General features: G+C 69.0%; 19 protein-coding genes and 1 tRNA gene. 7 read left to right on the top strand and 13 right to left on the bottom strand.

Going from position 1 to position 25,544, the window contains the following annotated elements:
• Window positions 1-135 precede the first annotated feature (135 nt).
• Together V5F61_RS05785 and hemH are read left to right on the top strand one after the other, a co-directional pair.
• Window positions 136-210, top strand: a tRNA-Val gene (locus V5F61_RS05785).
• Between the two features lie 177 nt (window positions 211-387).
• A complete protein-coding gene (hemH, locus tag V5F61_RS05780; protein ID WP_393987499.1) occupies window positions 388-1,431 on the top strand; it encodes a ferrochelatase in 1,044 nt (347 codons plus the stop codon).
• Window positions 1,432-1,516: 85 nt separating this feature from the next.
• On the opposite strand, the gene V5F61_RS05775 is transcribed toward hemH, so the two are convergent.
• From V5F61_RS05775 to V5F61_RS05745, 7 genes are all read right to left on the bottom strand, one after another.
• On the bottom strand, window positions 1,517-2,761 hold the full coding sequence (locus V5F61_RS05775) for a phenylacetate--CoA ligase family protein (RefSeq protein WP_393987500.1): 1,245 nt from the start codon (window positions 2,759-2,761) through the stop codon (window positions 1,517-1,519).
• 62 nt (window positions 2,762-2,823) lie between these two features.
• Window positions 2,824-3,663, bottom strand: a complete 840-nt coding sequence (locus tag V5F61_RS05770) for an ABC transporter ATP-binding protein (protein WP_393987501.1) — start codon at window positions 3,661-3,663, stop codon at window positions 2,824-2,826.
• A gap of 70 nt (window positions 3,664-3,733) precedes the next feature.
• Complete coding sequence (locus tag V5F61_RS05765) at window positions 3,734-5,023, bottom strand: ABC transporter substrate-binding protein (protein WP_393987502.1); 1,290 nt, start codon at window positions 5,021-5,023, stop codon at window positions 3,734-3,736.
• A 62-nt stretch (window positions 5,024-5,085) separates the two neighbouring features.
• Window positions 5,086-6,156 carry a branched-chain amino acid ABC transporter permease gene (locus V5F61_RS05760; protein WP_393987503.1) on the bottom strand — a complete coding sequence of 357 codons (1,071 nt, stop codon included), beginning with the start codon at window positions 6,154-6,156 and terminating at the stop codon, window positions 5,086-5,088.
• Between the two features lie 4 nt (window positions 6,157-6,160).
• A complete protein-coding gene (locus V5F61_RS05755) occupies window positions 6,161-7,054 on the bottom strand; it encodes a branched-chain amino acid ABC transporter permease (RefSeq protein ID WP_393987504.1) in 894 nt (297 codons plus the stop codon).
• Between the two features lie 145 nt (window positions 7,055-7,199).
• Complete coding sequence (locus V5F61_RS05750; RefSeq protein ID WP_393987505.1) at window positions 7,200-9,155, bottom strand: long-chain fatty acid--CoA ligase; 1,956 nt, start codon at window positions 9,153-9,155, stop codon at window positions 7,200-7,202.
• A gap of 8 nt (window positions 9,156-9,163) precedes the next feature.
• Entirely contained in the window at window positions 9,164-10,015 is an 852-nt protein-coding gene (locus tag V5F61_RS05745; protein ID WP_393987506.1) for an ABC transporter ATP-binding protein, read from the bottom strand.
• 301 nt (window positions 10,016-10,316) lie between these two features.
• Between V5F61_RS05745 and V5F61_RS05740 the strand changes: the two genes are divergently transcribed.
• The 5 genes from V5F61_RS05740 (at window position 10,317) to V5F61_RS05720 (ending at window position 16,699) form a co-directional block, all read left to right on the top strand.
• The gene (locus V5F61_RS05740) at window positions 10,317-11,129 is read left to right on the top strand and encodes a TetR/AcrR family transcriptional regulator (RefSeq protein WP_393987507.1); all 813 of its coding nucleotides are present in this window, start codon (window positions 10,317-10,319) and stop codon (window positions 11,127-11,129) included.
• Window positions 11,130-11,366: 237 nt separating this feature from the next.
• A complete protein-coding gene (locus V5F61_RS05735; protein ID WP_393987508.1) occupies window positions 11,367-12,974 on the top strand; it encodes a carboxyl transferase domain-containing protein in 1,608 nt (535 codons plus the stop codon).
• Window positions 12,975-13,005: 31 nt separating this feature from the next.
• Window positions 13,006-13,791 (top strand): enoyl-CoA hydratase/isomerase family protein, encoded by a 786-nt coding sequence (locus tag V5F61_RS05730; RefSeq protein ID WP_393987509.1) that lies wholly within the window; start codon window positions 13,006-13,008, stop codon window positions 13,789-13,791.
• On the top strand, window positions 13,788-15,794 hold the full coding sequence (locus V5F61_RS05725; RefSeq protein ID WP_393987510.1) for an acetyl/propionyl/methylcrotonyl-CoA carboxylase subunit alpha: 2,007 nt from the start codon (window positions 13,788-13,790) through the stop codon (window positions 15,792-15,794). Before V5F61_RS05730 ends, V5F61_RS05725 begins: the two co-directional genes overlap by 4 nt.
• Window positions 15,794-16,699 carry a hydroxymethylglutaryl-CoA lyase gene (locus V5F61_RS05720; protein ID WP_393987511.1) on the top strand — a complete coding sequence of 302 codons (906 nt, stop codon included), beginning with the start codon at window positions 15,794-15,796 and terminating at the stop codon, window positions 16,697-16,699. Before V5F61_RS05725 ends, V5F61_RS05720 begins: the two co-directional genes overlap by 1 nt.
• Window positions 16,700-16,822: 123 nt before the next feature.
• Here the strand turns inward: V5F61_RS05720 and V5F61_RS05715 are convergent, their stop codons facing one another.
• The 6 genes from V5F61_RS05715 to V5F61_RS05690 all read right to left on the bottom strand — a co-directional run bounded on the left by V5F61_RS05715 (window position 16,823) and on the right by V5F61_RS05690 (window position 25,388).
• Complete coding sequence (locus V5F61_RS05715; RefSeq protein ID WP_393987512.1) at window positions 16,823-18,904, bottom strand: oxidoreductase; 2,082 nt, start codon at window positions 18,902-18,904, stop codon at window positions 16,823-16,825.
• Window positions 18,905-18,991: 87 nt separating this feature from the next.
• Window positions 18,992-20,488, bottom strand: coding sequence for an aldehyde dehydrogenase (locus V5F61_RS05710; RefSeq protein ID WP_393987513.1), 1,497 nt, complete (start codon window positions 20,486-20,488; stop codon window positions 18,992-18,994).
• Between the two features lie 119 nt (window positions 20,489-20,607).
• Window positions 20,608-21,282 carry a DUF1028 domain-containing protein gene (locus tag V5F61_RS05705; RefSeq protein WP_393987514.1) on the bottom strand — a complete coding sequence of 225 codons (675 nt, stop codon included), beginning with the start codon at window positions 21,280-21,282 and terminating at the stop codon, window positions 20,608-20,610.
• Window positions 21,283-21,286: 4 nt separating this feature from the next.
• Complete coding sequence (locus V5F61_RS05700) at window positions 21,287-21,703, bottom strand: RidA family protein (RefSeq protein WP_393987515.1); 417 nt, start codon at window positions 21,701-21,703, stop codon at window positions 21,287-21,289.
• A gap of 51 nt (window positions 21,704-21,754) precedes the next feature.
• Entirely contained in the window at window positions 21,755-23,041 is a 1,287-nt protein-coding gene (locus tag V5F61_RS05695; protein ID WP_393987516.1) for a flavin-containing monooxygenase, read from the bottom strand.
• A gap of 247 nt (window positions 23,042-23,288) precedes the next feature.
• Window positions 23,289-25,388 (bottom strand): oxidoreductase, encoded by a 2,100-nt coding sequence (locus tag V5F61_RS05690; RefSeq protein ID WP_393987517.1) that lies wholly within the window; start codon window positions 25,386-25,388, stop codon window positions 23,289-23,291.
• Window positions 25,389-25,544 lie beyond the last annotated feature (156 nt).

Here is a 25,544-nt window from a genome sequence, read left to right as displayed (position 1 = left end):
CACAGGCGCGAAAAGGCCGGAAAAGTCAGGGGTTACACAAATCTTGAGCGAACCGGCCACCGCTTCGCTCAAAAACCATTCCCGGCGCCTTGCTTCGCGGACGCGAAGTGGATATAGAGGCGCCTCCTGCAGGTGGGGCGCGTAGCTCAGCGGGAGAGCACTACGTTGACATCGTAGGGGTCACAGGTTCGATCCCTGTCGCGCCCACCATCTTTCTTCCAGACGATACAGGCCTTCCTGAGGAGGGCACCTCAAGGAAGGCGGATAACGAACGCTGACCGCGCATCACGAGGATGCGACGCTCTTTGGCGCGTTGATCCCGGCCACCGGCGACAAACGATTGACGCCGGTCCCTCCAGGCGGCATCAGCGCGCCAGAGGTGCCGCCATGACCCCGCCCCCCGCCCCGCTTCCCCCCGATCATCCGCCCGTCGCCTTCGGGCGCATCGGCGTGCTCATCGTCAATCTCGGTACGCCCTCGGGCACCGACTACTGGTCCATGCGGCGCTACCTGAAGGAGTTCCTCTCCGACCGGCGGGTGATCGAGGTGAACCCGCTGGTGTGGGCGTTCGTGCTCAACGCGATCATCCTCACCCGGCGCCCCGGCGCCAAGGGCCGGGACTACGCGAAGATCTGGAACACCGCGCGGAACGAAGGCCCGCTCCTCACCATCACCCGCGCCCAGGCGGAGAAGCTCTCCGCCCTTTTCGCCGGCCGCGATTCGCGCCTCATGGTGGATTTCGCCATGCGCTACGGCGAGCCTTCCATCGCCGCACGGCTCGGCGCGCTGCAGCAGGTGGGGTGCGAGCGCATCCTGGTGGTGCCGCTCTATCCTCAATATGCCGCCGCCACCACCGCCACCGTGGCCGACAAGGCGTTCGACGCGCTCAAAGCCATGCGCTGGCAGCCGGCGGTGCGCATCGCCCCGCCCTGGCACGACGACCCCGTCTACATCGACGCCGTGGCGCAGGACCTTGAGCACCATCTCTCGATGCTGGACTTCGAGCCAGAGGTGATTCTCGCCTCCTTCCACGGCATCCCCAAGTCCTACCACCTGAAGGGCGACCCCTACTCCTGCCAGTGTGCCAAGACCGCGCGCCTGCTGCGGGCCCGGCTCGGCATGGGGGAGGAGCGGCTGCGCCTCACCTTCCAGTCGCGATTCGGGCGGGAGGAGTGGCTCCAGCCCTATACCGACGCCACGGTGAAGGCGCTCGCCGAGAGCGGCGTGAAGCGCATCGCGGTCTTCAACCCCGGCTTCGTGGCGGACTGCCTGGAGACGCTGGAGGAGATCGGGGTCGAGAATCGCGACATCTTCCTCGCCCATGGCGGCGAGAGGTTCGCCGCCATTCCCTGCCTCAATGACGGCCCCGCCGGCCTGCGCGTGCTGGAAGGCGTGGTCACGCGCGAGCTTGGCGGCTGGCTGGCCGGCTGAGCGCCGCGCGGATCCGGGCTCGGGATCGACGCGGCAGCCATCAAGCCGCCGCGCGGGCCTAGCAGGGCCATCGGGCCCGTCGCCGTCACACCGGGCGGCGGTCCTCGATGGTCTTGGCATCCGCCGGCAGGGCGCCCGGCGCGAGAAGCGCGAGGCGGCCGCGCAGCTTGGTGGCGGCGCGCAGGTCGTCCAGCAGCGCCTCCTGCGAGAGGGCGGCGGCATCCGCGACCTCCACCTCCAGCAGCATGTCGTCGGCGTCGCCCCGCCGCTCCACCACAAGGCGCGCCTTCGCCACGGCGGGATGCTTCTTCACCGCCGCGCTCACCTGCACCGGATGCACGAACATGCCGCGAATCTTGGTGACCTGGTCGGCCCGCCCCATCCAGCCCCTGAGCCGCACATTGGTGCGCCCGCAGGGGCTCCGACCCGGCAGCACCGCCGAGAGATCGCCGGTGGCGAAGCGCACCAGGGGATAGTCGGCGTCGAACAGGGTGACGACCACCTCGCCCACCTCGCCCTCGCTCTCCACCGGATCGCCGGTGCCGGGGCGCAGGATCTCCACGAGGCAGCCCTCGTCCACGATCATCCCCTCCTCCGCCTCGCTCTCATAGGCCACGAGGCCGAGATCGGCGGTGCCGTAGCACTGGCGGGCGGTGATGCCCGCCGCCTTCAGCTCGGCCCGGTGGGGCGGCAGGAAGGCCTCGCCCGTCACCAGCGCCTTCTTCAGGGAGGAGATGTCGGTGCCGCTCTCCCGCGCCTTGTCCAGCAGGATCTTGAGGAAGGAGGGGGTGCCGCCATAGCCCGCGGGGCGGATATCGGCGATGGCGCGCAATTGCAGGTCGGTCTGGCCCACGCCCGCCGGCACCACCGCGCAGCCCAGCGCGTGGGCGCCGCCCTCGATCATCGAGCCCGCCGGGGTGAGATGGTAGGAGAAGGAATTGTGCACGATCTCCCCGGCCCGGAAGCCGGCCGCGTGGAGCGCGCGGGCGAAGCGCCAGAAGTCGGGCCCGTGCCCTTCCGGATCATAGATCGGCCCCGGCGACATGAAGATGCGCGAAAGCCTGCCCGGCGGCACCGCGTTCAGCCCGCCGAAGGGCAGGCACCTAGGCTGGATCTCCAGGAGGTCCGACTTGCGGGTGACGGGGAGCTGCGCCAGCGCGGCGCGGCTGGTCACGGCCCGCGGGTCCACATCGCCGAACAGATCGGCGAAATAGGCCGACCGGCCCTTGGCATGGGCCACCTGGGCGGTAAGAGCGGCCAGCACAGCCGCCTCGCGGGCCTCAGGGTCGCGCGTCTCGGCGGCGTCGTAATAGCGGTTCGGATCGGTCATCGCGCGGCCTGCTGGAGCAAGGTGAAAATCGATCGGGGCGGCGCCGGGCGCGGCGGCACGGCTCACAGCCACCTCTTGCGGCGCTTGAAGCTCTTGAGGTTCTTGAAGGACTTGCGCTCCTCGCCGCCGCCCTGGCCGAGGTAGAATTCCTTCACGTCCTCGTTGGTCTGTAGCATCTGCGCGGAGCCGTCGAGCACGATCTTGCCCTGCTCCATGATGTAGCCGTAGTCCGCCACCGAGAGCGCCACCCGCGCGTTCTGCTCCACCAGCAGAATGGTGGCGCCCAGCTCCACGTTGAGCTTCTTGATGATGGCGAACACCTCCTTCACCATCAGCGGCGAGAGGCCCATGGAAGGCTCGTCCATGAGGATGAGCTTGGGGCGGGCCATCATGGCGCGGCCGATGGCCAGCATCTGCTGCTCGCCGCCGGAGAGATAGCCGGCGAGGCCCGTGCGCTCCTTGAGGCGCGGGAAGAACTCGTAGACGCGCTCGATGTCGCTCTTCACCTCGTTGTCGCGCCGCGTGAAGGCGCCGAGGCGCAGATTCTCCAGCACCGTCATGTCGGAGATGATGCGCCGGCCCTCCATGACCTGGAAGATGCCGCGCCGCACGATCCTGTCGGGCTCGATACCGTTGATCTTCTCGCCCAGGAAGTTCACCTCGCCGCGGGTGATCTCCCCGTCCTCGGTCTTCAGCAGGCCGGAGATGGCCTTGAGCGTGGTGGATTTGCCGGCCCCGTTGGAGCCGAGCAGCGCCACGATCTGGCCCTTCGGCACCTTCAACGAGAGGCCGCGCAGCACCAGGATCACGTCGTTATAGACCACCTCGATGTTGTCCACCGAGAGCAGCGTTTCGGGCCCGGCCTCGGCGACCGGTTCGAGCTTCAGAGCGGCTTGGGCCATGGGCGCCTCCAAAATCTGTCGTCCTGCGGGCGGAAGGGGCGCCGCACCTTGGCGGCGGCGCCCCGCCGGCTCACCAGCCCTGCAGCTCGGTCTTGCGGGGCAGGTCCACGGTGGTGACCTTCTCCAGCTTGATGGTGCCGTTCTTCACCAGCTCGGTCACGGACGCATCCGTGGGGCCGGTGACGACGGCGCGGTAGAGGTCCACGCTGGTGGTGGGGCGGTGGTCGGTGGCGGTCCAGGTGGAGGGCTTGCACACGCCTTCCATGCCCTTCGGCACCCAGTCGGCCTTCTGGTACATGCCGTCGCGGATGTTGACGCCGGTGATGCCGCCGTGCTTGTCCGCCCACTCCATGGCTTCCTTCATGTAGAGGGCGGTGCAGATGGCGGTGAGGTAGTGCACCGGCCGATAGGTGGTGCCCGAGGGATCGGAGATCTTGGAAATCTCCCGCGCGGTGGCAAGGCCGGGCGCGTCGCCGGACCAGGTGGTGGCGGTGCGCACCGGGAACACCACGCCGTTCGCCGCCTCGCCGGCCGCCTTCATGGCGTTCTCGTCCATGCCCCACACATTGCCGAGGAACTGCACGTCCACGCCCGCCGTCTTGCAGGCCTTCAGCACCGAGATGTTCGACCCCGCGGTGTTGCCGAGATAGGCGTAGTTGGCGCCGGACTGCTTCAGGGTCAGGCACTGGGGCGTGTAGTCACCGGGGGTGAGGGCGAAGGTGATGGGGTCCAGCACCTCGAAGCCCAGCTCCTTGGCATAGGCTTCGGCCGCCGCCTTGGGCGAGTTGGGATAGGGGTGGTTCGCGCCCATGTGCACCCACTTGGGCTTACCGGGCTTGCCCTTGGCCTTCCAGTCGTCGGCGGCCCACTTCACCATGGCGCGGGCGGAGTCGGAATAGGACGGGCCATAGAAGAAGTTGAACGGCGCGGCGCGCTCGCTCTTCTCGTTCACCTTGCCCTTGGGGTCGGTGAGGGAGGCCGAGTAGGAGCCCGAAAAATAGGGAATCTGCTCCTTGGTCACCATGGCCACCAGGGCCTCGGTGTCGGCGGTGCCCCAGCCCTGGATGGCGACCACCTTGTCGGAGCCCACCCACTTCTTGAAGGCGGCGAGGGCGCGCGGCACCTGGTAGCCGTATTCGTTGAAATCGGAATTGATCTTCTTGCCGTCCACGCCGCCCTTGGCGTCGATGAAGGCGATGGTGTCCTGGATGCCCTGACCGTAGGGCTGGCCCACGTCGGAGGTGCCGCCCGAGTAATCGGCGAGGTGGCCGATGTTGATGTTCTGGGCAAGCGCCGGCGCGGCGGTGGCGAGCGCCAGCGTCGAGGCCAGCGTGAAGGCGGCGGCTCTGGTCTTCTTCATGGTCGTCTCCTTGGCGTTTCCTCTTGCGCGGCGATTGTTCGCCGTCGGTATTCGGGCAAAGCTCAGAACGAGAAGGGATAAAGCTTCCAGTAGGCCTTGATCTGGCGCCAGCGGTGGGCAAGGCCGTCCGGCTCGAAGATCAGGAACAGGATGATGGCGGCGCCGATCAGCATCTCGCGCATGTAGGTGATGCCGTCCTTCAGGTGCAGCGCCTGGTCGATGGCCGAGCCCGAGAGCGCCGAGGCGAGCCAGCCGGTGGCCTCCGGCAGCAGCACCATGAAGATGGTGCCCATGAGCGAGCCCATGATGGACCCCAGCCCGCCGATGATGATCATGCCCAGGAACTGGATGGAGAAGAGGATGTCCAGCCCCTCCACCGACATGAACCCCACATAGTGGGCATAGAGCGCGCCGCCGATGCCGGCGTAGAAGGACGAGATGCCGAACGCCATGGTGCGGTATTTCGCGAGGTTCACGCCCATCATCTCCGCCGAGAGATAATGATCGCGCACCGCGATCAGCGCCCGCCCGTCGCGGGAGCGCATGAGGTTGGTGGCGCCGAGATACATGACCACCACGAAGAACAGCACCACGTAGAAGTATTTGTCGTCGCCCGAAAGGTCGTAGCCGAACAGGGTGAAGGGCACGGCCATGGCGCCGTGGGTGCCGCCGGTGAACCATTCCGCGCGGACGAAGAAGTCCTGCAGGATGAACTGGGCCGCGAGGGTCGCGATGGCAAGGTAGAGCCCCTTCACCCGCGCCGCCGGCAGGCCGAAGATGAGGCCCACCACCGTGGTCCACGCCCCCGCCAGCACGATGGCGAGCGGCACCGGCACGCCCTTGTCGGCCAGGAAAGCGGAGGCAAAGCCGCCGAAGCCGAAGAACACCGCGTGGCCGATGGAGATCTGGCCGGAAAAGCCGACCAGGATGTTCAGCCCCAGCGCCGCGATGCCGAGGTATCCGATCTGGATGAACAGGCTCAGCACGTAGCGGGAGAAGAAGAAGGGCGCGAAGCACAGCGCCACCACCGCCGCCACGCAGAACAGCATGGCGAGGCGCGTCTGGAAGATGGTCTGGTCGGCCTTGTAGCTGGTGCGGTAGTCGCCGCACGGGCGCATGGTATTGATGGCCATGGGATCAAACCCTCTCGATGTCGCGGGTGCCGAACAGGCCGTAAGGCTTGATCATGAGGATGATGATGAGGGCATAGAAGGGGATGATCTCGTAGAGATTTCCCACCTTCAGGAACTGGCTGTCCACGTACTGCCCGAGATTTTCAAGCAGGCCGACGATGAGCCCGCCCACCACCGCGCCGAAGATGCTGTCCAGGCCACCGAGGATGACCGCCGGAAACACCTTGATGCCGAAGTAGGACAAAGCCGAGGACACGCCGTTCACCATGCCCACCACGACGCCAGCCACCGCGGAGACGGCCGCCGAGATGCCCCAGGAGAGCGCGAACACCTGCCGCACGGAGATGCCGAGCGACTGCGCCACCTGCTGCGAGAAGGCGGTGGCCCGCATGGCGAGGCCCATCTTCGAATATTTGAAGAACCATGCGAAGCCCGCCATGATCGCGAGGCTGACGCCGGTGGACATGAGATAGGCCGTCTGCACCTGGAGGCCCAGCACGTTCACCTTGTCCACGCTGAAGATGGGCGGGAACGGCTGCGCGAAGGTGCCGAACATCCACTTCATCAGCGCCTGGAAGAAGATGGACATGCCGATGGTCACCATGATGACCGAGATGATCGGCTCGCCGATGAGCGGGCGCAGGATCACCATCTGCACGGCCATGCCGAACACCATCATGAAACACACGGCGATGAGGAAGCCCCAGAAGAAGGGGATGTTCCACGCGGTGAGCAGCCACCAGCACACCCATGCGCCGATGAGCAGGAACTCGCCCTGGGCGAAGTTCACCACCTGCGAGGCCTTGTAGATAAGCACGAAGCACATGCCCACCACGCCGTAGAGCGTGCCGATGATGAGCCCGTTGATGATGAGCTGAAGCAGAAGTTGGGATTGCATCAGTTGAACTCCGCAAAAGCCCTCTCCCGCGCGGCGGGAGGGGTCGGGAGAAGGCTGGAACGGCGCGGCGCGGCACCGGCGGTGAACATGCGGCGGGAAGGCACGGCCGTGCGCGGATGAAGGAGCGGATGAAGGGGCCGCGCCATCACGCCGCCCTCCGCGATCCGCCCGCGGGCTCGGGACCGAGGTCGATCACGTCGAGCTTGGTCTTCACCCGCTGCTTGCTGCCGTCCTGGAAGGTGATGGTGGTGTCCACGTCGATCACCTGCTCGCCGGCGTACATGGAGTCGATGATCGAGCCGTAGCGCTCGTTGATGACGCCGCGGCGCACCTTGCGGGTGCGGGTCAGTTCGCCGTCGTCGGCGTCCAGCTCCTTGTAGAGCAGGAGGAAGCGGCCGATGCGCTGCTTCTCCGCCAGGGTCCGGTTCACCTCCTCCACCTCCTTGCGCAGGAGCGCGATGACTTCCGGCTTGGAGGAGAGGTCCGTATAGGTGGTGAAGGCGATGCGGTTCTTCTCCGCCCACTTCGAGACGATGGAGAAGCGGATGCAGATGAGCGCGGCGAGGCTGTCGCGGTTGTCGCCCAGCACCACCGCCTCCGCCACATAGGGCGAAAACTTCAGCTTGTTCTCGATGTATTGGGGCGAGAAGCGATCGCCGTGGGATGTCTTCGCCATGTCGCGCACGCGGTCGATGACCACGAGATGGCCCTTGCCGTTGAAGAAGCCGGCATCGCCGGTGCGCATCCAGCCCCCCTCCGCGAACGATTTCTTCGTCTCCTCGTCGTTGCGGAAATAGCCGGTGAAGCAGTTGGGGTGGCGCGTCACCACCTCGCCGAGGCCGTTGGGATCGGGATCCTCGATGCGGATCTCCACCCCCTCGAAGGGCACGCCGACCGTGTCGAAGTCCACGTCGTCCGCCTTGTGGAGGGTATAGGCGCCGAGCGTCTCGGTCTGGCCGTAGAGCTGGCGCATGGGCACGCCCAGCGCCAGGAAGAAGCGGAAGGTGTCCGGCCCCAGTGCCGCCCCGCCGGTGGCGGCCGACTTGAGGTGGGAGAAGCCGAGCCGGTCGCGCAGGGCGCGGAACAGGATGAAGTCCGCCAGCGGCGAGCGCTTGCCTTCGTCCAGGGCCTTGAGGCCCAGCTTCATGCCGAGGTCGAACATGGCGCGCTTGAGGGCCGAGGCATCCATCATGCGCGCACGCACGTCGGCGGCGATCTGCTCCCACACGCGCGGGGCGAACAGCACGAAGGAGGGGCCGATCTCGCGCATGTCGGCCATCAGCGTCTCCGGCTCCTCCACGAAGTTCACCTTCATGCGGGAGATGAGCGCCTGCCCGAAGGCGTAGATCTGCTCCATGATCCACGGCATCTGAAGCACGCTGACGTATTCGTCCGCGGGCCCGCGCGGGTCCATGTCGAGATACGCACGGCAATGCTTCAACACCGCACCGGCGGTGAGCATGGCGAGCTTGGGGTGCGAGGTGGTGCCCGAGGTGGTGCACAGGATGGCGACATCCGAGCCCTGGCCGACGCTCACGAGGCGGGCGTAGCGGTTCGGGTCCTTGGCGGCAGTGGCGCGGCCGCGCTCCTCCAGCGCCTTCAGGGAGACGAGGCGCGGATCGTCGTATTTGCGGATGCCGCGCGGGTCCGAATAGACGATGTGGCGGACGGTGGGGATCTTGTCGTCGAGCGACAGGAGCTTGTCCACCTGCTCCTCGTCCTCGGCGAACACCACCGCCACGTCGGCATAGGTGACGAGATAGGCCACCTCGTCCGCCAGCGCGTCGCGGTAGATGCCGAGGCTCATGCCCCCCAGGGCATGGGTGGCGATCTCGCCCATCAGCCATTCGGGGCGGTTGTCGCCCAGCAGGGCGACCACGTCGCCGCGCCGGACGCCCAGGCTTTCGAGGCCGAGCGTCATGGCCTCGACCCGGTCGGCGACCTCCTTCCAGGTGTAGGAGATCCAGATGCCGAGGTCCTTCTCCCTCAGCCAGGTGTCGCCCGGATGCCGCGCGGCATTGTGGGCCAGAAGCTTGGGGAAGGTGTCATGCTGCGTCACGTCCGGCCAGTCGCGGGCGGAGGGGGTCACGGCGGTGGTCATGGCGGCTCTCACGCGGAAAGGGCGGCGGGTTCGGGCTCGTCTTCCAGCAGAGGGTCTTCCTCGCCGAGATAGGCCTTGCGCACATGCGGGTCGGCCAGCACGGCGGCGGGCTCGCCCTCCACCAGCTTGCGGCCGAAATCGAGCACCATCACGCGGTGGGAGATGTCCATCACCACCCCCATGTCGTGCTCGATCATGATGATGGTCATGCCCCACTCCTCGTTGAGGTCCACGATGTAGCGGGCCATGTCCTCCTTCTCTTCCAGGTTCATGCCCGCCATGGGCTCGTCGAGGAGGATGAGCTTGGGCTCCAGCGCCACGGCGCGGGCCAGCTCCACGCGCTTGCGCAGGCCGTAGGAGAGGGTGCCGGCGGTGGCCTTGCGCACGTGTTGGATGTCGAGGAAGTCGATCACCTCCTCCACCTTGCGGCGATGCTCCAGCTCTTCCTTCTGCGCGCCGCCGAACCAGTAGAGGGCGCCGGTGAAGAGGTTGTTCTTCAGCAGATGGTGGCGGCCGACCATGATGTTGTCGAGCACGCTCATGTGGCTGAAGAGGGCGAGGTTCTGGAACGTGCGGCCGATGCCGATGGCGGCCCGCCGGTTCGGCTTCAGGCGGGTGACGTCCGCCCCGTCGAATACCACGCGGCCCTCGCTCGGGCTGTAGCGGCCCGAGATGCAGTTCAGCATGGAGGTCTTGCCGGCGCCGTTGGGGCCGATGATGGAGAAGAGTTCTCCCGGCTTCACGTGGAAGCTCACGTCACTCAGCGCCTTGAGGCCGCCGAAGCGCAAGGAGATGTTTTCGACGCTCAAAAGCGCGCGCGCGTCCGCAACAGCTTGCGGAACCACGGAAGTGGTGCTCAAGCTCGTTCCTCCCTATGTGGCGGGAGAATCGGGCTTTGCCCCCTCCCCCGCTTTGTGCGCCCCGCTTTGCCAGTGGCTCGGCGGTTGGCTCGGCGCATGTGCCCGATCGTTGCGTCAGGCTTATGGAAACAATCAAGCGTTCTTTTTTTATCTGGTCAAGCGGCTTTTCATGCCGCAGGATGAACTTGCATCACCGGGCCGGCGCGGCCAGTCTGGCGTGCATCGCAGCAAAAGGCTCGCGCATTCGCGCGGGTCTCGTTTCCCGGGCCGGGCCTGCCGGCCGCTCAACGTCCTGAAGGCCATGGCCCGCACCATCGGTTCCAACGGTACACGCACCGCCGAGGCGATCCGCCAGGCCGGCGTGAAGCTCATCTACCGGCACGGCTACGAGGCCATGAGCCTGCGCCAGCTCGCGGCCGAGGTGGGGCTGCAGTCCGGCTCGCTCTACAAATATTTCGAGAACAAGCAGAACCTGCTGTTCGACATCGTCCGCGAGCACATGCAGGACCTGCTCGCGAAGGCGGAGGCGGACCTCGCCGGGGTCGAGGCCCCCCTCGCCCGGCTGAAGGCCTTCACCGCCTTCCACCTGCGCTACCACATGACGCGCATGGCCCACGTCTTCATCGCCAACATGGAGATCCGCTCGCTCGAGGACGAGCACCGGGCCGTCATCATCGCCCAGCGCCACCGCTACGAGGGGCTGCTGGAGGAGACACTGCGCCGCGGTGCAGAGCTGGGCGCGTTCCAGGTGCGCGAGCCCAAGGTCGCCACCTACGCCATCATCTCCATGCTCACAGGCATCTGCATGTGGTACCGGCCGGAAGGGCGCCTCTCCCAGGACGATATCGTGGAGACCTACACCGGGCTCGTGGTCGGCGGCGTCACCAGGGCGCAGGGCGCCCTGACGACCGCCCCCTTCCCCACGGCGCAGGCAGGCGAATCAGTGCACGACACGCACGTCGATGCCCTCCCGGGCACGGCGGGGATCGCGGCGGCACCGGACAGGACCGCCCCCGCCAAGAGCGCGACGAAGCCGCGGAAGCGCGCCGGGAAAAGCGCCACGAAGGACACGGTGAACGGAGCCGCGCGGCCGGCGGCGCGCGCGCAGGGCTGAGCCTACCGGGACCGCGCGCGACACAGATCCCCGCAGAAAGAAGCCCGCGCCCCTCTTGCGTCCCACGGAAAAAAACGTACGATCGTTTCCAAGCCGACAACGATCGGCATGGAGGACACGCCCCGAACCAATGCCGCCGGCTCCGCGCCGGCGCAGGGTGCCGCGCCCGCGGCGCCTGCCGGGACCTCGTCCTCCCATCACGCGAACGGGCCCAGCGCCCTGAGGACGAGGCCGCTCATGGCGATCATCGAGGATGCGGTGGACCGCCGCTCCGACGCTTTCCGCCGCAACAGGGACGCGCTGGAGCAATCCGTCGCCGACCTGCGCACCAAGGTCGAACAGGTGTCAGAGGGCGGCGGCGAGGTCGCCCGCGAGCGGCATCTGAAGCGGGGCAAGCTGCTCCCGCGCGATCGCATCCGCACCCTGCTCGACACCGGCTCCCCGTTCCTGGAGCTTTCCCAGCTCGCCGCCTTCGGCATGTATGAGGACGAGGTGCCCGCCGCCGGCATCATCACCGGCATCGGCCGCGTCTCGGGCCGCGAGTGCGTCATCGTCGCCAATGACGCGACGGTGAAGGGCGGCACCTACTACCCCATGACGGTGAAGAAGCACCTGCGCGCCCAGACCATCGCGCGGGGAAACCACCTGCCCTGCATCTATCTCGTGGATTCCGGCGGCGCCAACCTGCCCAACCAGGACGAGGTCTTCCCCGACCGCGAGCATTTCGGGCGCATCTTCTTCAACCAGGCCAACATGTCCGCCGAAGGCATCCCGCAGATCGCGGTGGTGATGGGCTCGTGCACGGCGGGCGGGGCCTATGTGCCGGCCATGGCGGACCAGTCCGTCATGGTGAAGAATCAGGCCACCATCTTCCTGGGCGGCCCGCCGCTGGTGAAGGCCGCCACCGGCGAGGTGGTGACCGCCGAGGAGCTGGGCGGGGCCGACGTGCACACCCGCACCTCTGGCGTCGCCGACCACATGGCGGAGAACGACGCCCACGCGCTCGGCATCGCCCGGTCCATCGTGGCGGATTTGAACCGCGCCAAGGCGCACAGCCTCGACATCCGCGAGCCGCGCGCGCCGCTTTACGACGCGCGGGAGATCTACGGCATCGTCTCGGCCGACCCCAAGCAGCCGTTCGATGTCCGGCAGATCATCGCCCGCATCGTCGACGGTTCCGAGTTCGACGAGTTCAAGCCGCTCTACGGGCAAACGCTGGTCACCGGCTTCGCCCGCATCTTCGGCTATCCCGTGGGCATCGTCGCCAACAACGGCATTCTTTTTTCGGAGAGCGCGCTGAAGGGCGCGCACTTCGTGGAATTGTGCGCCCAGCGCAATATTCCGCTCGTTTTCCTGCAGAACATCACCGGCTTCATGGTGGGGCGGAAGTATGAATCCGGCGGCATCGCCAAGGACGGCGCCAAGTTCGTCACGGCGGTGTCGTGCGCCAGCGTGCCGAAGTTCACCGTGGTGATCGGAAACTCCTTCGGCGCCGGCAATTACGGCATGTGCGGGCGCGCCTTCGATCCGCGCTTCCTGTGGATGTGGCCCAATGCCCGCATCTCGGTGATGGGCGGCGAGCAGGCCGCCGGCGTGCTGGCCCAGGTGAAGCGCGACGGCATCGAGGCGCGCGGCGGCAAGTGGACCGGCGCGGAGGAGGAGGCGTTCAAGGCCCCCATCCGTGCCCAGTACGAGCGCCAGGGCCACCCCTATTATTCCTCCGCCCGCCTGTGGGACGACGGCGTGATCGATCCGGCCGACACCCGCATGGTGCTGGCCCTCGCGCTTTCCGCCGCTCTCAACGCCCCCGAGCAGGAGACGCGCTTCGGCGTGTTCCGCATGTGATGGCGCCCATCCAGCCGACCGGAAGGCAGCCATGAGCCTCCTCACCGCCATAGAGGACGGCGTCTGCGTCCTCACCCTCAACCGGCCCGAGGTGCTCAATGCCTTCGACGACGCCCTCATCGGCGCGCTCACCCGCGCCTATGAGGACGCCATCGCCGATCCCGGCGTGTGGGCCATCCTGCTGAAGGCCGAGGGCCGCAGCTTCTGCGCCGGCGGCGACCTCAACTGGATGCGCCGCATGGCCTCCTACTCCCACGCGGAGAACCTTTCGGACGCCGGCCGGCTCGCCGCCCTCATGCGCACCATAGACCTCTCCCCCAAGCCCACATTGGCGCGGGTGCACGCCTCGGCCTTCGCCGGCGCCACCGGCCTCATCGCCGCCAGCGACATCGTCGTGGCGGTGCCGGAGGCGGAATTCGCGGTGACCGAGGTGCGCATCGGCCTCATCCCGGCGGTCATCAGCCCCTATCTGGTGCGCGCCATGGGCGCCCGGCAGGCGCGGCGCTATTTCCTGACGGGGGAACGCTTCTCCGCCGAAACCGCGCGCGCCCTCGGCCTCGTGCACGAGGTAGTGCCCGCCGCCGAGCTCGATGCCGCGATCGCCCGCCACCTCAAGGCGCTGAAGGTGGCGAGCCCGGCGGCGCTCCGGGCCACCAAGGACCTCATCCGCGCCGTGGACCGGCCCCTCGACGACGCGGTCGTCGCGGACACCGCCCGGCGCATCGCCGACATCCGCGCCAGCGCCGACGGCAAGGAGGGCGTCTCGGCCTTCCTGGAAAAACGAAAAGCCCAATGGGGAAAAGGGGAAACGCCATGAGCCGAGCGATCCGCACCCTGCTCGTCGCCAACCGGGGCGAGATCGCGGTCCGCGTCATGCGCACCGCGCGGGCGCTGGGCCTCGGCACGGTCGCCGTCTATTCGCAGGCGGATGCCGACGCCCTCCATGTGGCGGAGGCGGACGAGGCCTATCCCATCGGCCCCGCGCCGGCCCGTGAAAGCTACCTGAGGATCGACGCCATCCTCGACGCCGCCCGCAAGGCGGGGGCGGATGCCATCCACCCCGGCTACGGCTTCCTCTCCGAGAATGCCGAATTCGCGGAAGCCTGCGAAAAGGCGGGGCTGGTGTTCGTGGGCCCGCCCGCCGCGGCCATCCGCGCCATGGGCTCCAAGAGCGCGGCCAAGGCGCTGATGGAGACGGCCGGCGTGCCCCTCGTGCCCGGCTATCACGGCGAGGACCAGGACCCGACGCTGCTGGCGCGCGAGGCCGCGCGCATCGGCTATCCCGTGCTCATCAAGGCGTCCGCCGGCGGCGGCGGCAAGGGCATGAAGGTGGTGCGCTCCGCCGCCGAGTTCCCGGAGGCCCTCGCCTCCGCCCAGCGCGAGGCGAAAAGCGCCTTTGGCGACGACCGGGTGCTGGTGGAAAAGTACCTCACCACGCCGCGCCACATCGAGGTGCAGGTGTTCGCCGACACCCACGGCAATGCCGTCTACCTTCATGAGCGCGACTGCTCCATCCAGCGCCGCCACCAGAAGGTGGTGGAGGAGGCCCCCGCCCCCGGCATGAGCCCCGAGCGCCGTGCCGCCATGGGCAAGGCCGCCGTCGATGCCGCGCGGGCGGTGGGCTATGTGGGCGCCGGCACGGTGGAGTTCATCGCCGAGGGCGACGCCTTCTACTTCATGGAGATGAACACCCGCCTCCAGGTGGAGCATCCGGTGACGGAAGCCATCACCGGCCAGGACCTGGTGGAGTGGCAATTGCGCGTCGCCGAGGGCGCGCCGCTGCCACTGCGCCAGGAGGAGATCCCGCTGAAGGGGCACGCCATCGAGGTGCGCCTCTATGCGGAGGACCCGGCGCGGGATTTCCTGCCCCAGGTGGGCACCCTCGACCATCTGGTGCTGCCCGCCCATGTGCCGGGCACACGGGTCGACACCGGCGTGCGGGCCGGCGACACGGTCTCCATCCATTACGACCCGATGATCGCCAAGATCATCGTGGCCGGCGCCGACCGTTCGGAAGCGGTGGGCCGCCTCCAGGCCGCGCTCGCCGCCACCGAGGTGGTGGGCCTCGCCACCAACCGGGTGTTCCTCAAGGCCATCGCCGCCCACCCGGCGTTCGCGGCCGCGGAGCTGGACACCAACTTCATCGCCCGCCACGCGGCGGACCTCCTGCCCGCGCCCCGGCCGGCGGGCGACCCCGTGCTTGCCCTCGCTGCCCTCGCCATCCTGAAGGAGGAGGCGCGCCAGTCGGCCGAGGCGGTGGACCTCGCTGATCCCTTCTCCCCCTGGGGCCGGGCGCCCGGCTGGCGGCTCAACCGCGACGCCCATGTGGACCTCACCTTCCAGGACCCGCACGCCGAGGGCCGCACGGTGGTGCGCGCCCACTTCAAGCCGGAAGGCTTCCTGCTGGACCTGCCCGGCGGCCGCATGGGCGTGGAGGGCGAGGCCGATAACGAGGGCCGCCTCCAGGCCCGGCTTGACGGGGTGAAGCTCTCCGCCCGCGTGGTGCGCGCCGGCAGCCTGCTCACGGTATTCGTGCGCGGCGGCGAGTTCACGCTGGAGTTCATCGATCCGCGCCTCGCCTCGCTGGCGGCCACCGGCACCGCCGGTCGGCTGGTGGCGCCCATGCCCGGCACCATCATCCGCATCGCGGTGGAAGCCGGCCAGCAGGTGGCCAAGGGCGCGCCGCTGGTGGTGGTGGAGGCCATGAAGATGGAGCACACGGTGGCCGCCCCCCGCGACGGGCGCGTCACCGCCCTCAACTTCGCGGTGGGCGACCTCGTGGACGAGGGCGCCGAGCTGCTCGTGCTGGAGGACGCCTGATGGCCCGCCCCGCGTCCGTCCGCATCGTCGAGGTGGGCCCGCGCGACGGGCTGCAGAACGAGCCGGGCCTGGTGCCCGTGGCGGCCAAGGTGGCGCTCATCGACGCCCTCGCCGATGCGGGCCTGCCGGTGATCGAGGCCGGCTCCTTCGTCTCGCCCAAATGGGTGCCGCAGATGGCCGACACCGCCGAGGTGCTGGCCGGCATCACCCGGCGCGCCGGCGTGCGCTACCCGGTGCTGGCCCCCAACCTGAAGGGGCTGGAGCTGGCGCTGGCTTCAGGCGTGGAGGAAGTGGCGGTGTTCGCCGCCGCGTCCGAGGCGTTCTCCGCCAGGAACATCAACTGCAGCATCGCCGAGAGCCTGGAGCGCTTCGCGCCGGTGATGGACCTCGCGCGGGCGCGCGGCGTGGCGGTGCGCGGCTATGTGAGCTGCGTGCTGGGCTGCCCCTACCAGGGCGAGGTGCCCCTCGCCAAGGTGGTGGAGGTGGCGCAGACCCTCGCCGCCATGGGCTGCTACGAGGTGTCCCTGGGCGACACCATCGGCGTCGGCACGCCGGACAAGGCGAAGGCCATGGCGCGGGCGGTGGCGGAGCATATCGGCCTCGCGCGCACCGCCGTGCATTTTCACGACACCTACGGCCAGGCGCTGGCCAACGTGCTCGCCTGCCTGGAGCTGGGCATCGCCACGGTGGACGCCTCGGTGGCCGGGCTCGGCGGCTGCCCCTATGCCAAGGGCGCCTCCGGCAATCTCGCCACCGAGGACCTCGTCTACATGCTGGATGGGCTGGGGATTGAGACCGGCGTGGACCTCGGCCGCCTCGCCACGGCCGGCCGCGCCATCACCACCGCCCTCGGCCGCGCGCCCGCCTCACGCGTCGCCCAGGCGCTGGCGGCGAAGGCCGGCTGAAGGCTAACCCGCCGCGGCCTCATGCCACCGGCCCCGGTGTTCGGCCGGCGCCGGGCTCGGTTTCGCCCAGGCGCCGGGCGGGTTGCCCTGGGAGCCACAGGAAAAGCTTACGGGCCCTTGGCCTCACAGCGGGCCGAGTTCCGTCACCTCGCGGCGGAAGGGCAGCGCGTCGCCGGGGTCCGGCGTGTCCAGCTCGCGGGCGTAGCGGTGGCCGGCGTAGGTGGCCCAGGCGATGGGGGCGGGCGCGGCCGCATCCCCGAACAGCTTCACCGAGCGGATGCCGGCATCGGCCCATTCCGCCGCGCGCGCCAGGAGGTCCCGGTAGAGGCCGTCCTGCGAGATGCGGGAGGCCACCATCACCACGCCATCGCACGCCAGCGGCCGGCGGGCATCGGTGTAGACGCAGTTCGTCTCCACCACCCCTGCACCGATGGCGGTGACGCCCGTGTTGAGGCGGATGTCCACCCCGAGCCCGGCGAGGCGCGCGTGGATGGCGCCCTGCTCCAAAGTGTTGCGCGTCCAGTCCGAGACATAGGCGGAGGGCGTGACGAGGATCACGTTCGCGCCCGCCCGCGCCATCACTTCGGCCATCACGCCGCCCATGTAGTAATGGTCGTCGTCATAGACCACCACCGTGCGGCCCGAGAGATCCTCCGGGTGGGAGCCTGCCATCACGTCGTCAGGGGTCCAAAGCGGCATGGCGGGGTCGATGGGCATGGGCACCACGTGCTGGCGCGCCACGCCGTCGCCGCGCCAGCGCGCCCCGGTGGCGATGGCGACATGCTCGAACCCGAAGGCGAGGATGTCGTCGGCCGAAAGGCGGCTGTCGAAATAGGTCTCCACGTTGGGGCGCTGGGAGATCTGGTACTGGCGATAGTCCACCACCCGGCCCCAGGCGGAAAGCCCCGGCAGCAGCCGCTCGCGGGCGAGGCGCCCGCCCAGGACGGTGCCGGCCTCGGCCAGCGCCACGTCGTAGCCGCGCAGGGCGAGCGCCCGCGTCGCCTCCAGGCCCGCCGGCCCCGCCCCCACCACCAGCACGCTGCGGCTCTCGCCCTTGGGGTTCATCCGCTCGGGGTGCCAGCCCTTGCGCCACTCCTCCATGAAGGTGGGGTTCTGCGTGCAGCGGCTGATGGACATGGTCATGTCGCCGGTGATGCAGATGTTGCAGCCGATGCACTCGCGGATGTCCTCGATGCGCCCCTCCTCCACCTTCTTCGGCAGGAAGGGATCGGCGATGGAGGGGCGCGCGCAGCCGATGAAATCGAGCACGCCCTGGCGGATCATGCGCGCCATCACGTCCGGCGAGGTGAAGCGCCCCACACCCACCACCGGGCGGGACGACAGCTCGCGGATGCCCTTCACCAGGGCTTCCTGCGCGCCCTCCTCCTTGAAGCGCGAGGGGCCCGAGCAATCCTCCCAGGTGCCGTGGGCGAGGTCCCACAGGTCCGGCAGGTCGGCGTTCATGGCCACGTAGTCGCGCACCTCGGCATTGGAGAAGCCGAGCGCGCCGATGCTCTCGTCCAGGCTCACGCGCATGGTGAGCGCCATGGTGTCGCCCACCGCGTCGCGGATGTCGGCCACCACCTCCTGGGCGAAGCGGGAGCGGTTCTCCAGGCTGCCGCCGTATTCGTCGGTGCGCTGGTTGGTGGCGCGCGAGAGGAAGTGCTGGAAGATGCCGAAGCCGTGCGCGCCATAGAGGCAGATCAGGTCGAAGCCGGCCAGCTTCGAGCGCCGCGCTGCGTTCACGAACCAGCGGCGCAGGTTGCGGATGTCGGCGCGGTCCAGGGCGCGGGCCTGCACCGGATCGTTGGTGAAGGTGCGGATGGGCAGGGCCGAGGGAGCGAGCGGCACCTCCTTGGTGTAGAAGTTCGGGCCGTTGATGCCCGAATAGGCGAGCTGGATGCCGGCCAGCGCCCCTTGCGTCTTCATCGCCTCCGACATCCGGCGCAGGCCGGGGATGTCCTTGTCCTCCCACAGCCGCAGCTCGATGAAGGGCGTGATCTCCGAGGTGTGGTGCATCTCGGTCTGCTCGGTGAAGATCACCCCCCACCCGCCTTCGGCCTTGATGCCCCGCATGGCTGCCGCGGCCGAGGGGTCGCGATAGCCGCCGCCGTTGCAGTGAGGCACCTGGTAGAAGCGGTTCTTCGCGGTCAGCGGCCCGATCTGCCGGGGCTCGAAGAGGATGTCGTATCTCGCGTCGCGCATCGAAAATGTTCCTGGCGCCCTCTGCCGGGTGCGCTGGGTGAGAAGGTGCGGCGCGGGCCGGGACGGGCGGCCCGCGCTCCGGCCGCGTCAGCTCCGGTACTTGATCCAGGTGGTCTTCAGCGCCGTGTACTTGTCCAGCGAATGGAGCGACAGGTCGCGGCCGAAGCCGGACTGCTTCATGCCGCCGAACGGCGTCTGGGCGGAAAGCGCGTCCACCGTGTTGACGGAGACCGTGCCCACATGCAGCCGGTCGGAGACCCGCAGCGCCCGGCTGAGGTCGTCGGTCCACACCGAGGCGGCGAGGCCGTAGATGGAATCGTTGGCGAGGCGCACCGCCTCCTCCTCCGTGTCGAAGGCGACCACGGAGAGCACGGGCCCGAAGATCTCCTCCCGCACCAGCGGATCGTCGGGGCGCACCTCGTCGAAGATGGTGGGCGCCACGAAGCAGCCCTTGCCCGCGATGCGCACGCGCGCACCGCCGGCGACGAGATTGGCGCTCGCCTTGCCCGCCTCGATGAAGCGCATGATGCCCTGCGTCTGCTTTTCGTCGACGATGGCGCCCATCTTCGAGGCCGGGTCCAGGGGATCGCCGGGCTGCATGGCCTGCGCGCGGGCCGCGAGCTTCTCCACCAGCGCGTCCTTCACGGAGCGCTCCACATAGAGCCGCGAATTGGCCGAGCACACCTCGCCCTGGTTGAAGAAAATGCCGAAGGCGGCCATGTCGGCGGCGGCGTCCAGGTCGGCGCAGTCGGCGAACACGAGGTTCGCGCTCTTGCCGCCGGTCTCCGGCCACACCGGCTTCAGGTTCGACTGCCCGGAATACTGCATGAACAGCTTGCCGACCTCGGTGGAGCCGGTGAAGGCGAGGCAGTCCACGTCCATGTGCAGGCCCAGCGCCTTGCCCGCCGTGGCGCCGAAGCCGGGCACCACGTTGAGCACGCCGTCGGGCACGCCCGCCTCGGCGGCAAGCTCCGCGAGCCGCAGCGCCGAGAGGGGGGATTGCTCGGCCGGCTTCAGCACCACCGAATTGCCGGCGGCAAGCGCCGCCGAGGCCTTCCAGGTGGCCATGTCCAGCGGGAAGTTCCAGGGCACCACGGCGCCGACCACGCCCAGCGGCACCCGGCGCACCAGCGCCAGATCCCCGGCGGCGGTGGGGGCCACCTCGCCATAGAGCTTGTCGATGGCCTCGGCATACCACTGGAAGAAATGGGCCGAGCCGGGCGCGTCGATGGTGGCGGCGTCCGTCACCAGCTTGCCCATGTCGAGGCTGTCCAGCAGGGCCAGTTCCTCGAGATTGGCGCGGATCAGCTCGGCGAGGCGCAGCATCACCGCCTTGCGGTCGCCCGGCGCCATGCGGCTCCAGCGCCCGTCCTCGAACGCCCGCCGGCCCGCCGCCACCGCGCGGTCGATGTCGGCTGAGTCGCAGGCGGCGACCTGCGCCAGCACCGCGCCGGTGGCCGGATTGATGCTGTCGAAGGTCTCGCCGGAGCGGGCATCGACGAACCGGCCGTCGATGAACGCCTGCCGGCGAAAGCTGATCCGCGCGGCGCGCGCCGCCCAATCCTCACGGGTGTAGTTCCGCATGGCGTGCCCTTCCCAAAGCGTTCTCGAGCGAAGTGGAAACCGGTTCGCGTGAAGAAAACGCGCACCATGAAAGGACCGGAGCGCTTCATGCCTTCCGTGAAGCCATGAAGCGCTCCGTTTCACTCGTCTCCGGGCACGCCGTAGGACGGCGCTTCCCGCGGGTCGAGGGCGCGCTGGATGTAGGCGCCCATCTGCGGCTTGTAGATGCTCCACGCCTCGGCGACAGCCTCGATCGGGCAATCGAGCGTCCAGTCGCAGCGCAGGTCCGCCACCGGCCAGCTCGCCTTGTCCACGATCTTGATCCCCGCCGAATGGACGGGCCCCGCCTCGCCCCCGGCGGCAAGGCCCGCGCGCAGCGCCGCCACGAGCCGGTCGCCCAGGTGGCCGGCGGCGGCGCGGAAGCCGTCGATCATGGCCTGCGGCACGTCGCCGTCGGCGAGCAGGTTGCCGCCCGCCGCCGCATCCTCGCCCCAGGCTTCCGCCCACAGGCCGAGGGCCTTGGCGCCGGAATGGACGGCGGCGGCGCCGGTGCGGTCCACCGCCAGCACCTGCCGGTATTCCATGAAGCGGCCGGTCCGCCGCAGTTCGGCGATGGCCTCCCCGGCGCCCATGCCGCTTTCCATGAGATCGAGCGCGCGCGGGCCGAGGTCGGGGTCCGTCACGTTCTGCGAGGCCACCGCCCCCACCCCCGCGCGGGCGAACACGCAGCGCGCGGCCACCGCCGGGGAGGAGGAGGAGATGGCGACGCCGAACATGCCCGTCTCGCGGCAGCGGGCGACCAGGGAGAAGGTCATCACATCACTCCGGGATGACGGCGGTTCCGTCGATCTCCACCAGCCACTCGGGCCGCGCCAGGGCGCTCACCACGAGGCCGGTGGAAACCGGGTGCACGCCTTTGATGTACTCGCCCATGGTGCGGTAGACCGCCTCGCGGTGGCGCACGTCGGTGATGTAGACCACCACCTTCACCAGGTGCTCCATGGAGCCGCCCGCCTCCTCGATGAGCTGCCGCATGTTCTGCATGACCTTGTGGGTCTGCTCCACCGGGTCATGGCTCGTGATGTTCACGGCGTCGTCGAGGTTCTGCGGGCACTGGCCGCGCAGCCAGACGATCTTGCCGCCCTGCGTCACCACCGCCTGGGCGAGGTCGTTGTCGAGCTTCTGCTCGGGGTAGGTGTCCTTGGTATTGAACGTGCGGATGCGGGTATGCGCCATGTCGCCCTCCATTGGGTCGCGCGCGGGGTCTAAAAGAAAATGGCCGCGCGCTCAGGCGGGCTCGGGCTGGCGCCGCGCGGCGGCGTGGTAGTCCATGTACTTGCGCTGGATCACGATCTGGTCGGCCAGATACTTGGCATCGTGCCACACGCCCCAGATGAAGCTGGAGCCGCGCCGCGACTGCCAGGGCAGGCCCAGGAAATAGATGCCCGCCTCGCAGGAGACGCCGCGCTGGTGCCGCGGCTTGCCGGCGGCATCGAAGGCATCCACCTTCAGCCAGCCGTAGTCGAGCGCGAAGCCCGTCGCCCAGATGATGGTGGTGACCCCCGCCCGCGCAAGATCGAGCGACCGCAGCGGCTGGGTGATGCAGGCGGCGTCCGCCACCGTGAGGCGGGCTTCCGGCTCCTCCGGCAGGTCGAGGCCGTTGCGGGCGATGTAGGCGTCCGCCTCGTCGAGCAGGGCGCGATGGCTCTCGTCGCCCAGCGCCAGGTTGGCGGCGAGGTCGGGGGAGAAGGTCACCGCGCCGTCCTTGAAGCCCTCGGTGCGCCCCACCAGGGTCATGCCCCGCGCGGCGAGGCGGCGGAAGTCGATGGTGTGGCCGCCGTGGGCGCCGCTCACGGCGATGGTCACATGCTCCTTGCCCGGCTCCTGGGCGGCGGCATCCCACTTGCCGAGCACCCCGAGCCACCAGACGAAGTCGCGCCCGCGATAGCTGCGCGGCGGGCGGTCGTGCGGGCCCACCGAGAGATAGACCTGCCGGCCCGCCTCCATCAGCTCCTCGGCGATCTGGACGCCCGAGGAGCCCGCCCCCACCACCAGAACTGCGCCTTCCGGAAGCTGGCCGGGATTGCGGTAGGCGACGGAATGCATCTGCGCGATGCCGGTCTCGGCCGGAACCACGGCGGGGATGATGGGGCGCTGGAAGGGTCCGGTGGCGGCGACGATGCGCTCGGCCTCGATCACGCCGGCGGAGGTCTCCACCCGGAAGCCGGAGCGGCCGGCGTTCCGCTCGGCCTTCAGCACCTCCACGCCGCAGCGCACCGGGGCGCCGGTCTTCTCGGCGAAGGCGACGAAATAATCGGCCACCGCCTCCTTGGCCACGAAGTCGTCCGGGCCGTTGGCGGGATCGACGGCGGAGAAGTCGAGGTCCGGGAAGCGGTCGTGCCAGGCCGGGCCGTTGGCCACCAGGGAATCCCACCGCTCCGAGCGCCAGCGCTCGGCGATGCGGGCGCGCTCCAGGACGAGATGGGGCACGCCGCTCCGCCTCAGGTGCTCGCTCATGGCCAGCCCCGCCTGCCCGGCGCCGACGATCAGCGTGTCCGTCCTTTCAACCGACATGTCTCATTCCTCGCTTGCCCTCGAGACCTTCCGAATGAAGAGCCCGAGGTTTGATCGTCACCCTACCGGCCGTTCTGGATCATAAAAAATATCATTTTCTTCGGCACTGCTTCGGATCTCCCGAAACATGGAATCCTGAAGGAATCTATTCTTCACCCCTCAAGACAAGCGCAGGCGCACCGGGATGAAGCCATCCCGGTGTCGCGCATCACCACCGCCTCGCCCTGCCCGTGGGGCGCGGAAGCCCTCAGGCCGCAGCCCAGGGCAGCGGCCCCGCGTCGAGGCCCGCCACCTCGCGACGGAACGGCAGGTCGTCGAGGCCGCGCGGCGGGGCGTCCAGCTCCTCCGCGAAGCGGCGGCCGGCCCACACGGCGGCGGCGATGGTTCCGGGCGCCAAAGCGTCGCCCACGCGGGTCACGGAGAGGAGGCCGGCATCGGCCCATTCCGCCCGGCGCGCCTCCAGCTCCTCGGCGAGGCCCTTCCGCGGCAGGCGGGCGGTGACGAGGACGATGGAGGCGCAGGCCCGCCGTTCCAGGCGCCCGGAATAGACGCAGGCCAGCTCGATCTCGCCCTTCTCCACCCGCGTCGGCAGGCGATGGGGCACGATGGTGACGCCCACCTCCATGAGCCGCGCCTGCACGAAGTGCTGCTCCATGGTCATCTTCATCCAGGTGGAGGCCTCGCCGTTGGCGGTGACGAGCGCCACCTCCCGGCCTTCCCGCGCCAGCAGCTCGGCCAGCACGCCGCCCATGTAGTAATGGTCGTCGTCGAACACGATGACGGGGCCGGCGGCCGGGCGGCGGCCCGCCATCAGGTCGTCGGGGGTGAGCACCTCCACCCCCTCGGCCACGGGCAAGGGCTTCAGCAGGCGCCGGCCGATGCCGTCCGCCCGCCATGTGGCGCCGGCGGCCACCGCCACATGGGCGAAGCCGAAGCCCAGCACGTCTTCCGCGGTGAGGCGGCTCTCGCGATAGACCTCCACGTTCGCCATGGGGTCGATCTGCCCGACGCGATAGTCCACCACGCGGCCCCACGCGGAAAGGCCGGGCAACCGGCGCTCGGCCACCAGCCGGCCGCCGAGGTCACGCGTCGCCTCGGCGAGCGCCACCTCATAGCCGCGCCGGCCGAGCATCATGGCGGCTTCGAGCCCGGCGGGGCCCGCGCCCACCACCAGCACCTTGGCCTCGCTCTCCCTGGCGCGGATGCGCTCCGGGTGCCAGCCCCGGCGCCATTCCTCGCCCATGGAGGGGTTCTGGGTGCAGCGGATGGGCGTGGTGGTGTGGTCGCCCGAGACGCACATATTGCAGCCGATGCACTCGCGGATGTCCTCCATGCGGCCCTCTTCCACCTTCTTCGGCAGGAAGGGATCGGCGATGGAGGGGCGCGCGGCGCCCACGAGGTCGAGGATGCCTTGGCGGATCATGCGCACCATGGTGTCCGGCGAGGTGAAGCGCCCCACACCCACCACCGGCTTGGTGGTGAGCTTCTTCACGCCGGTGACGAACGGCTCCTGGTAGCCCTCGTCGGCGAAGCGGGAGGTCTGGCTGTCGTTGTCCCAGCTCGAAAGGGTGAGGTCCCACAGGTCCGGCACCTCCGCGAGGTGGGAGATGATGTCCCGCGCCTCGGCGGCGTGCAGGCCCTCGGGGCCGATCAGCTCATCCACGGAGATGCGGCAGGCCACCCCCATGGTGTCGCCCACCGCGTCCTTGGTGTCCTCGATCAGCTCCTTCAGCAGCCGGCAGCGGTTCTCCAGGCTGCCGCCGTACTCGTCGGTGCGGTCGTTGTAGCGGCGGGAGAGGAAGAACATGGCGCCGCCGAACAGCTTGCCGGCATAGATGTAGGTGATGTCGTATCCGGCCTTCTTCGCGCGCAGCGCGGCGGCGCGGTGCCAGTAGCGCAGGTTGCGGATGTCGGTCTTGTCCATGGCGCGGGCCTGGACCGGGTCGTCATAGATGGAGAACACCGGCAGGTCGGCGGGGCCGAACGGAATCTCGCGCGAATAGAGGTTCGGCGCGTTCATGCCGTTGTGGGCCAGCTGGAGGCCCGCCAGCGCATCGTGGGAATGGATGGCATCCGCCATGCGGGCGAGCGCGGGCACGTCCTGGTCGGACCAGTTGCGCAGCTCGATGAAGGGGGAGATGTCGCCGGTGGGGTGGATCTCCACCTGCTCGGTGCACACCACGCCCCAGCCGCCTTCCGCCTTGATGGCGCGCATGGTGGCGAGGGCGGTCGGGTCGCGATAGCCCATGCCGTTGCAGTGGGGCACCTGGTAGAAGCGGTTGCGGGTGGTGACCGGCCCGATCTTCACGGGCTCGAACAGGATGTCGTAACGGGGATCGCGGGCCACCTGAGGACTCCTGGGCAGCGTTCTGGAAGGTCTGCCAAAAGCTATCCGTGGGTTCGCCGCATCGAAATTCGCTTTTTTCTAAGCCCTGGTTCGGGAGTTCCGAGCCCGTCTCCGCCGCCGCGCCTGCTAAGGAGGAGACGGGCCGGGCACCCGTGG

Source organism: Xanthobacter sediminis, assembly GCF_043195015.1.
In the GTDB taxonomy this organism is placed as follows: domain Bacteria; phylum Pseudomonadota; class Alphaproteobacteria; order Rhizobiales; family Xanthobacteraceae; genus Xanthobacter.
This window is presented reverse-complemented; position numbering and strand designations above follow the sequence as displayed.

Excerpts from the sequence above, each read along its gene's own strand:
- hemH (WP_393987499.1), top strand. The coding sequence starts at position 388 with ATGACCCCGCCCCCCGCCCCGCTTCCCCCCGATCATCCGCCCGTCGCC.
- V5F61_RS05775 (WP_393987500.1), bottom strand. The coding sequence starts at position 2,761 with ATGACCGATCCGAACCGCTATTACGACGCCGCCGAGACGCGCGACCCT.
- V5F61_RS05770 (WP_393987501.1), bottom strand. The coding sequence starts at position 3,663 with ATGGCCCAAGCCGCTCTGAAGCTCGAACCGGTCGCCGAGGCCGGGCCC.
- V5F61_RS05765 (WP_393987502.1), bottom strand. The coding sequence starts at position 5,023 with ATGAAGAAGACCAGAGCCGCCGCCTTCACGCTGGCCTCGACGCTGGCG.
- V5F61_RS05760 (WP_393987503.1), bottom strand. The coding sequence starts at position 6,156 with ATGGCCATCAATACCATGCGCCCGTGCGGCGACTACCGCACCAGCTAC.
- V5F61_RS05755 (WP_393987504.1), bottom strand. The coding sequence starts at position 7,054 with ATGCAATCCCAACTTCTGCTTCAGCTCATCATCAACGGGCTCATCATC.
- V5F61_RS05750 (WP_393987505.1), bottom strand. The coding sequence starts at position 9,155 with ATGACCACCGCCGTGACCCCCTCCGCCCGCGACTGGCCGGACGTGACG.
- V5F61_RS05740 (WP_393987507.1), top strand. The coding sequence starts at position 10,317 with ATGGCCCGCACCATCGGTTCCAACGGTACACGCACCGCCGAGGCGATC.
- V5F61_RS05735 (WP_393987508.1), top strand. The coding sequence starts at position 11,367 with ATGGCGATCATCGAGGATGCGGTGGACCGCCGCTCCGACGCTTTCCGC.
- V5F61_RS05730 (WP_393987509.1), top strand. The coding sequence starts at position 13,006 with ATGAGCCTCCTCACCGCCATAGAGGACGGCGTCTGCGTCCTCACCCTC.
- V5F61_RS05725 (WP_393987510.1), top strand. The coding sequence starts at position 13,788 with ATGAGCCGAGCGATCCGCACCCTGCTCGTCGCCAACCGGGGCGAGATC.
- V5F61_RS05720 (WP_393987511.1), top strand. The coding sequence starts at position 15,794 with ATGGCCCGCCCCGCGTCCGTCCGCATCGTCGAGGTGGGCCCGCGCGAC.
- V5F61_RS05715 (WP_393987512.1), bottom strand. The coding sequence starts at position 18,904 with ATGCGCGACGCGAGATACGACATCCTCTTCGAGCCCCGGCAGATCGGG.
- V5F61_RS05710 (WP_393987513.1), bottom strand. The coding sequence starts at position 20,488 with ATGCGGAACTACACCCGTGAGGATTGGGCGGCGCGCGCCGCGCGGATC.
- V5F61_RS05705 (WP_393987514.1), bottom strand. The coding sequence starts at position 21,282 with ATGACCTTCTCCCTGGTCGCCCGCTGCCGCGAGACGGGCATGTTCGGC.
- V5F61_RS05700 (WP_393987515.1), bottom strand. The coding sequence starts at position 21,703 with ATGGCGCATACCCGCATCCGCACGTTCAATACCAAGGACACCTACCCC.
- V5F61_RS05695 (WP_393987516.1), bottom strand. The coding sequence starts at position 23,041 with ATGTCGGTTGAAAGGACGGACACGCTGATCGTCGGCGCCGGGCAGGCG.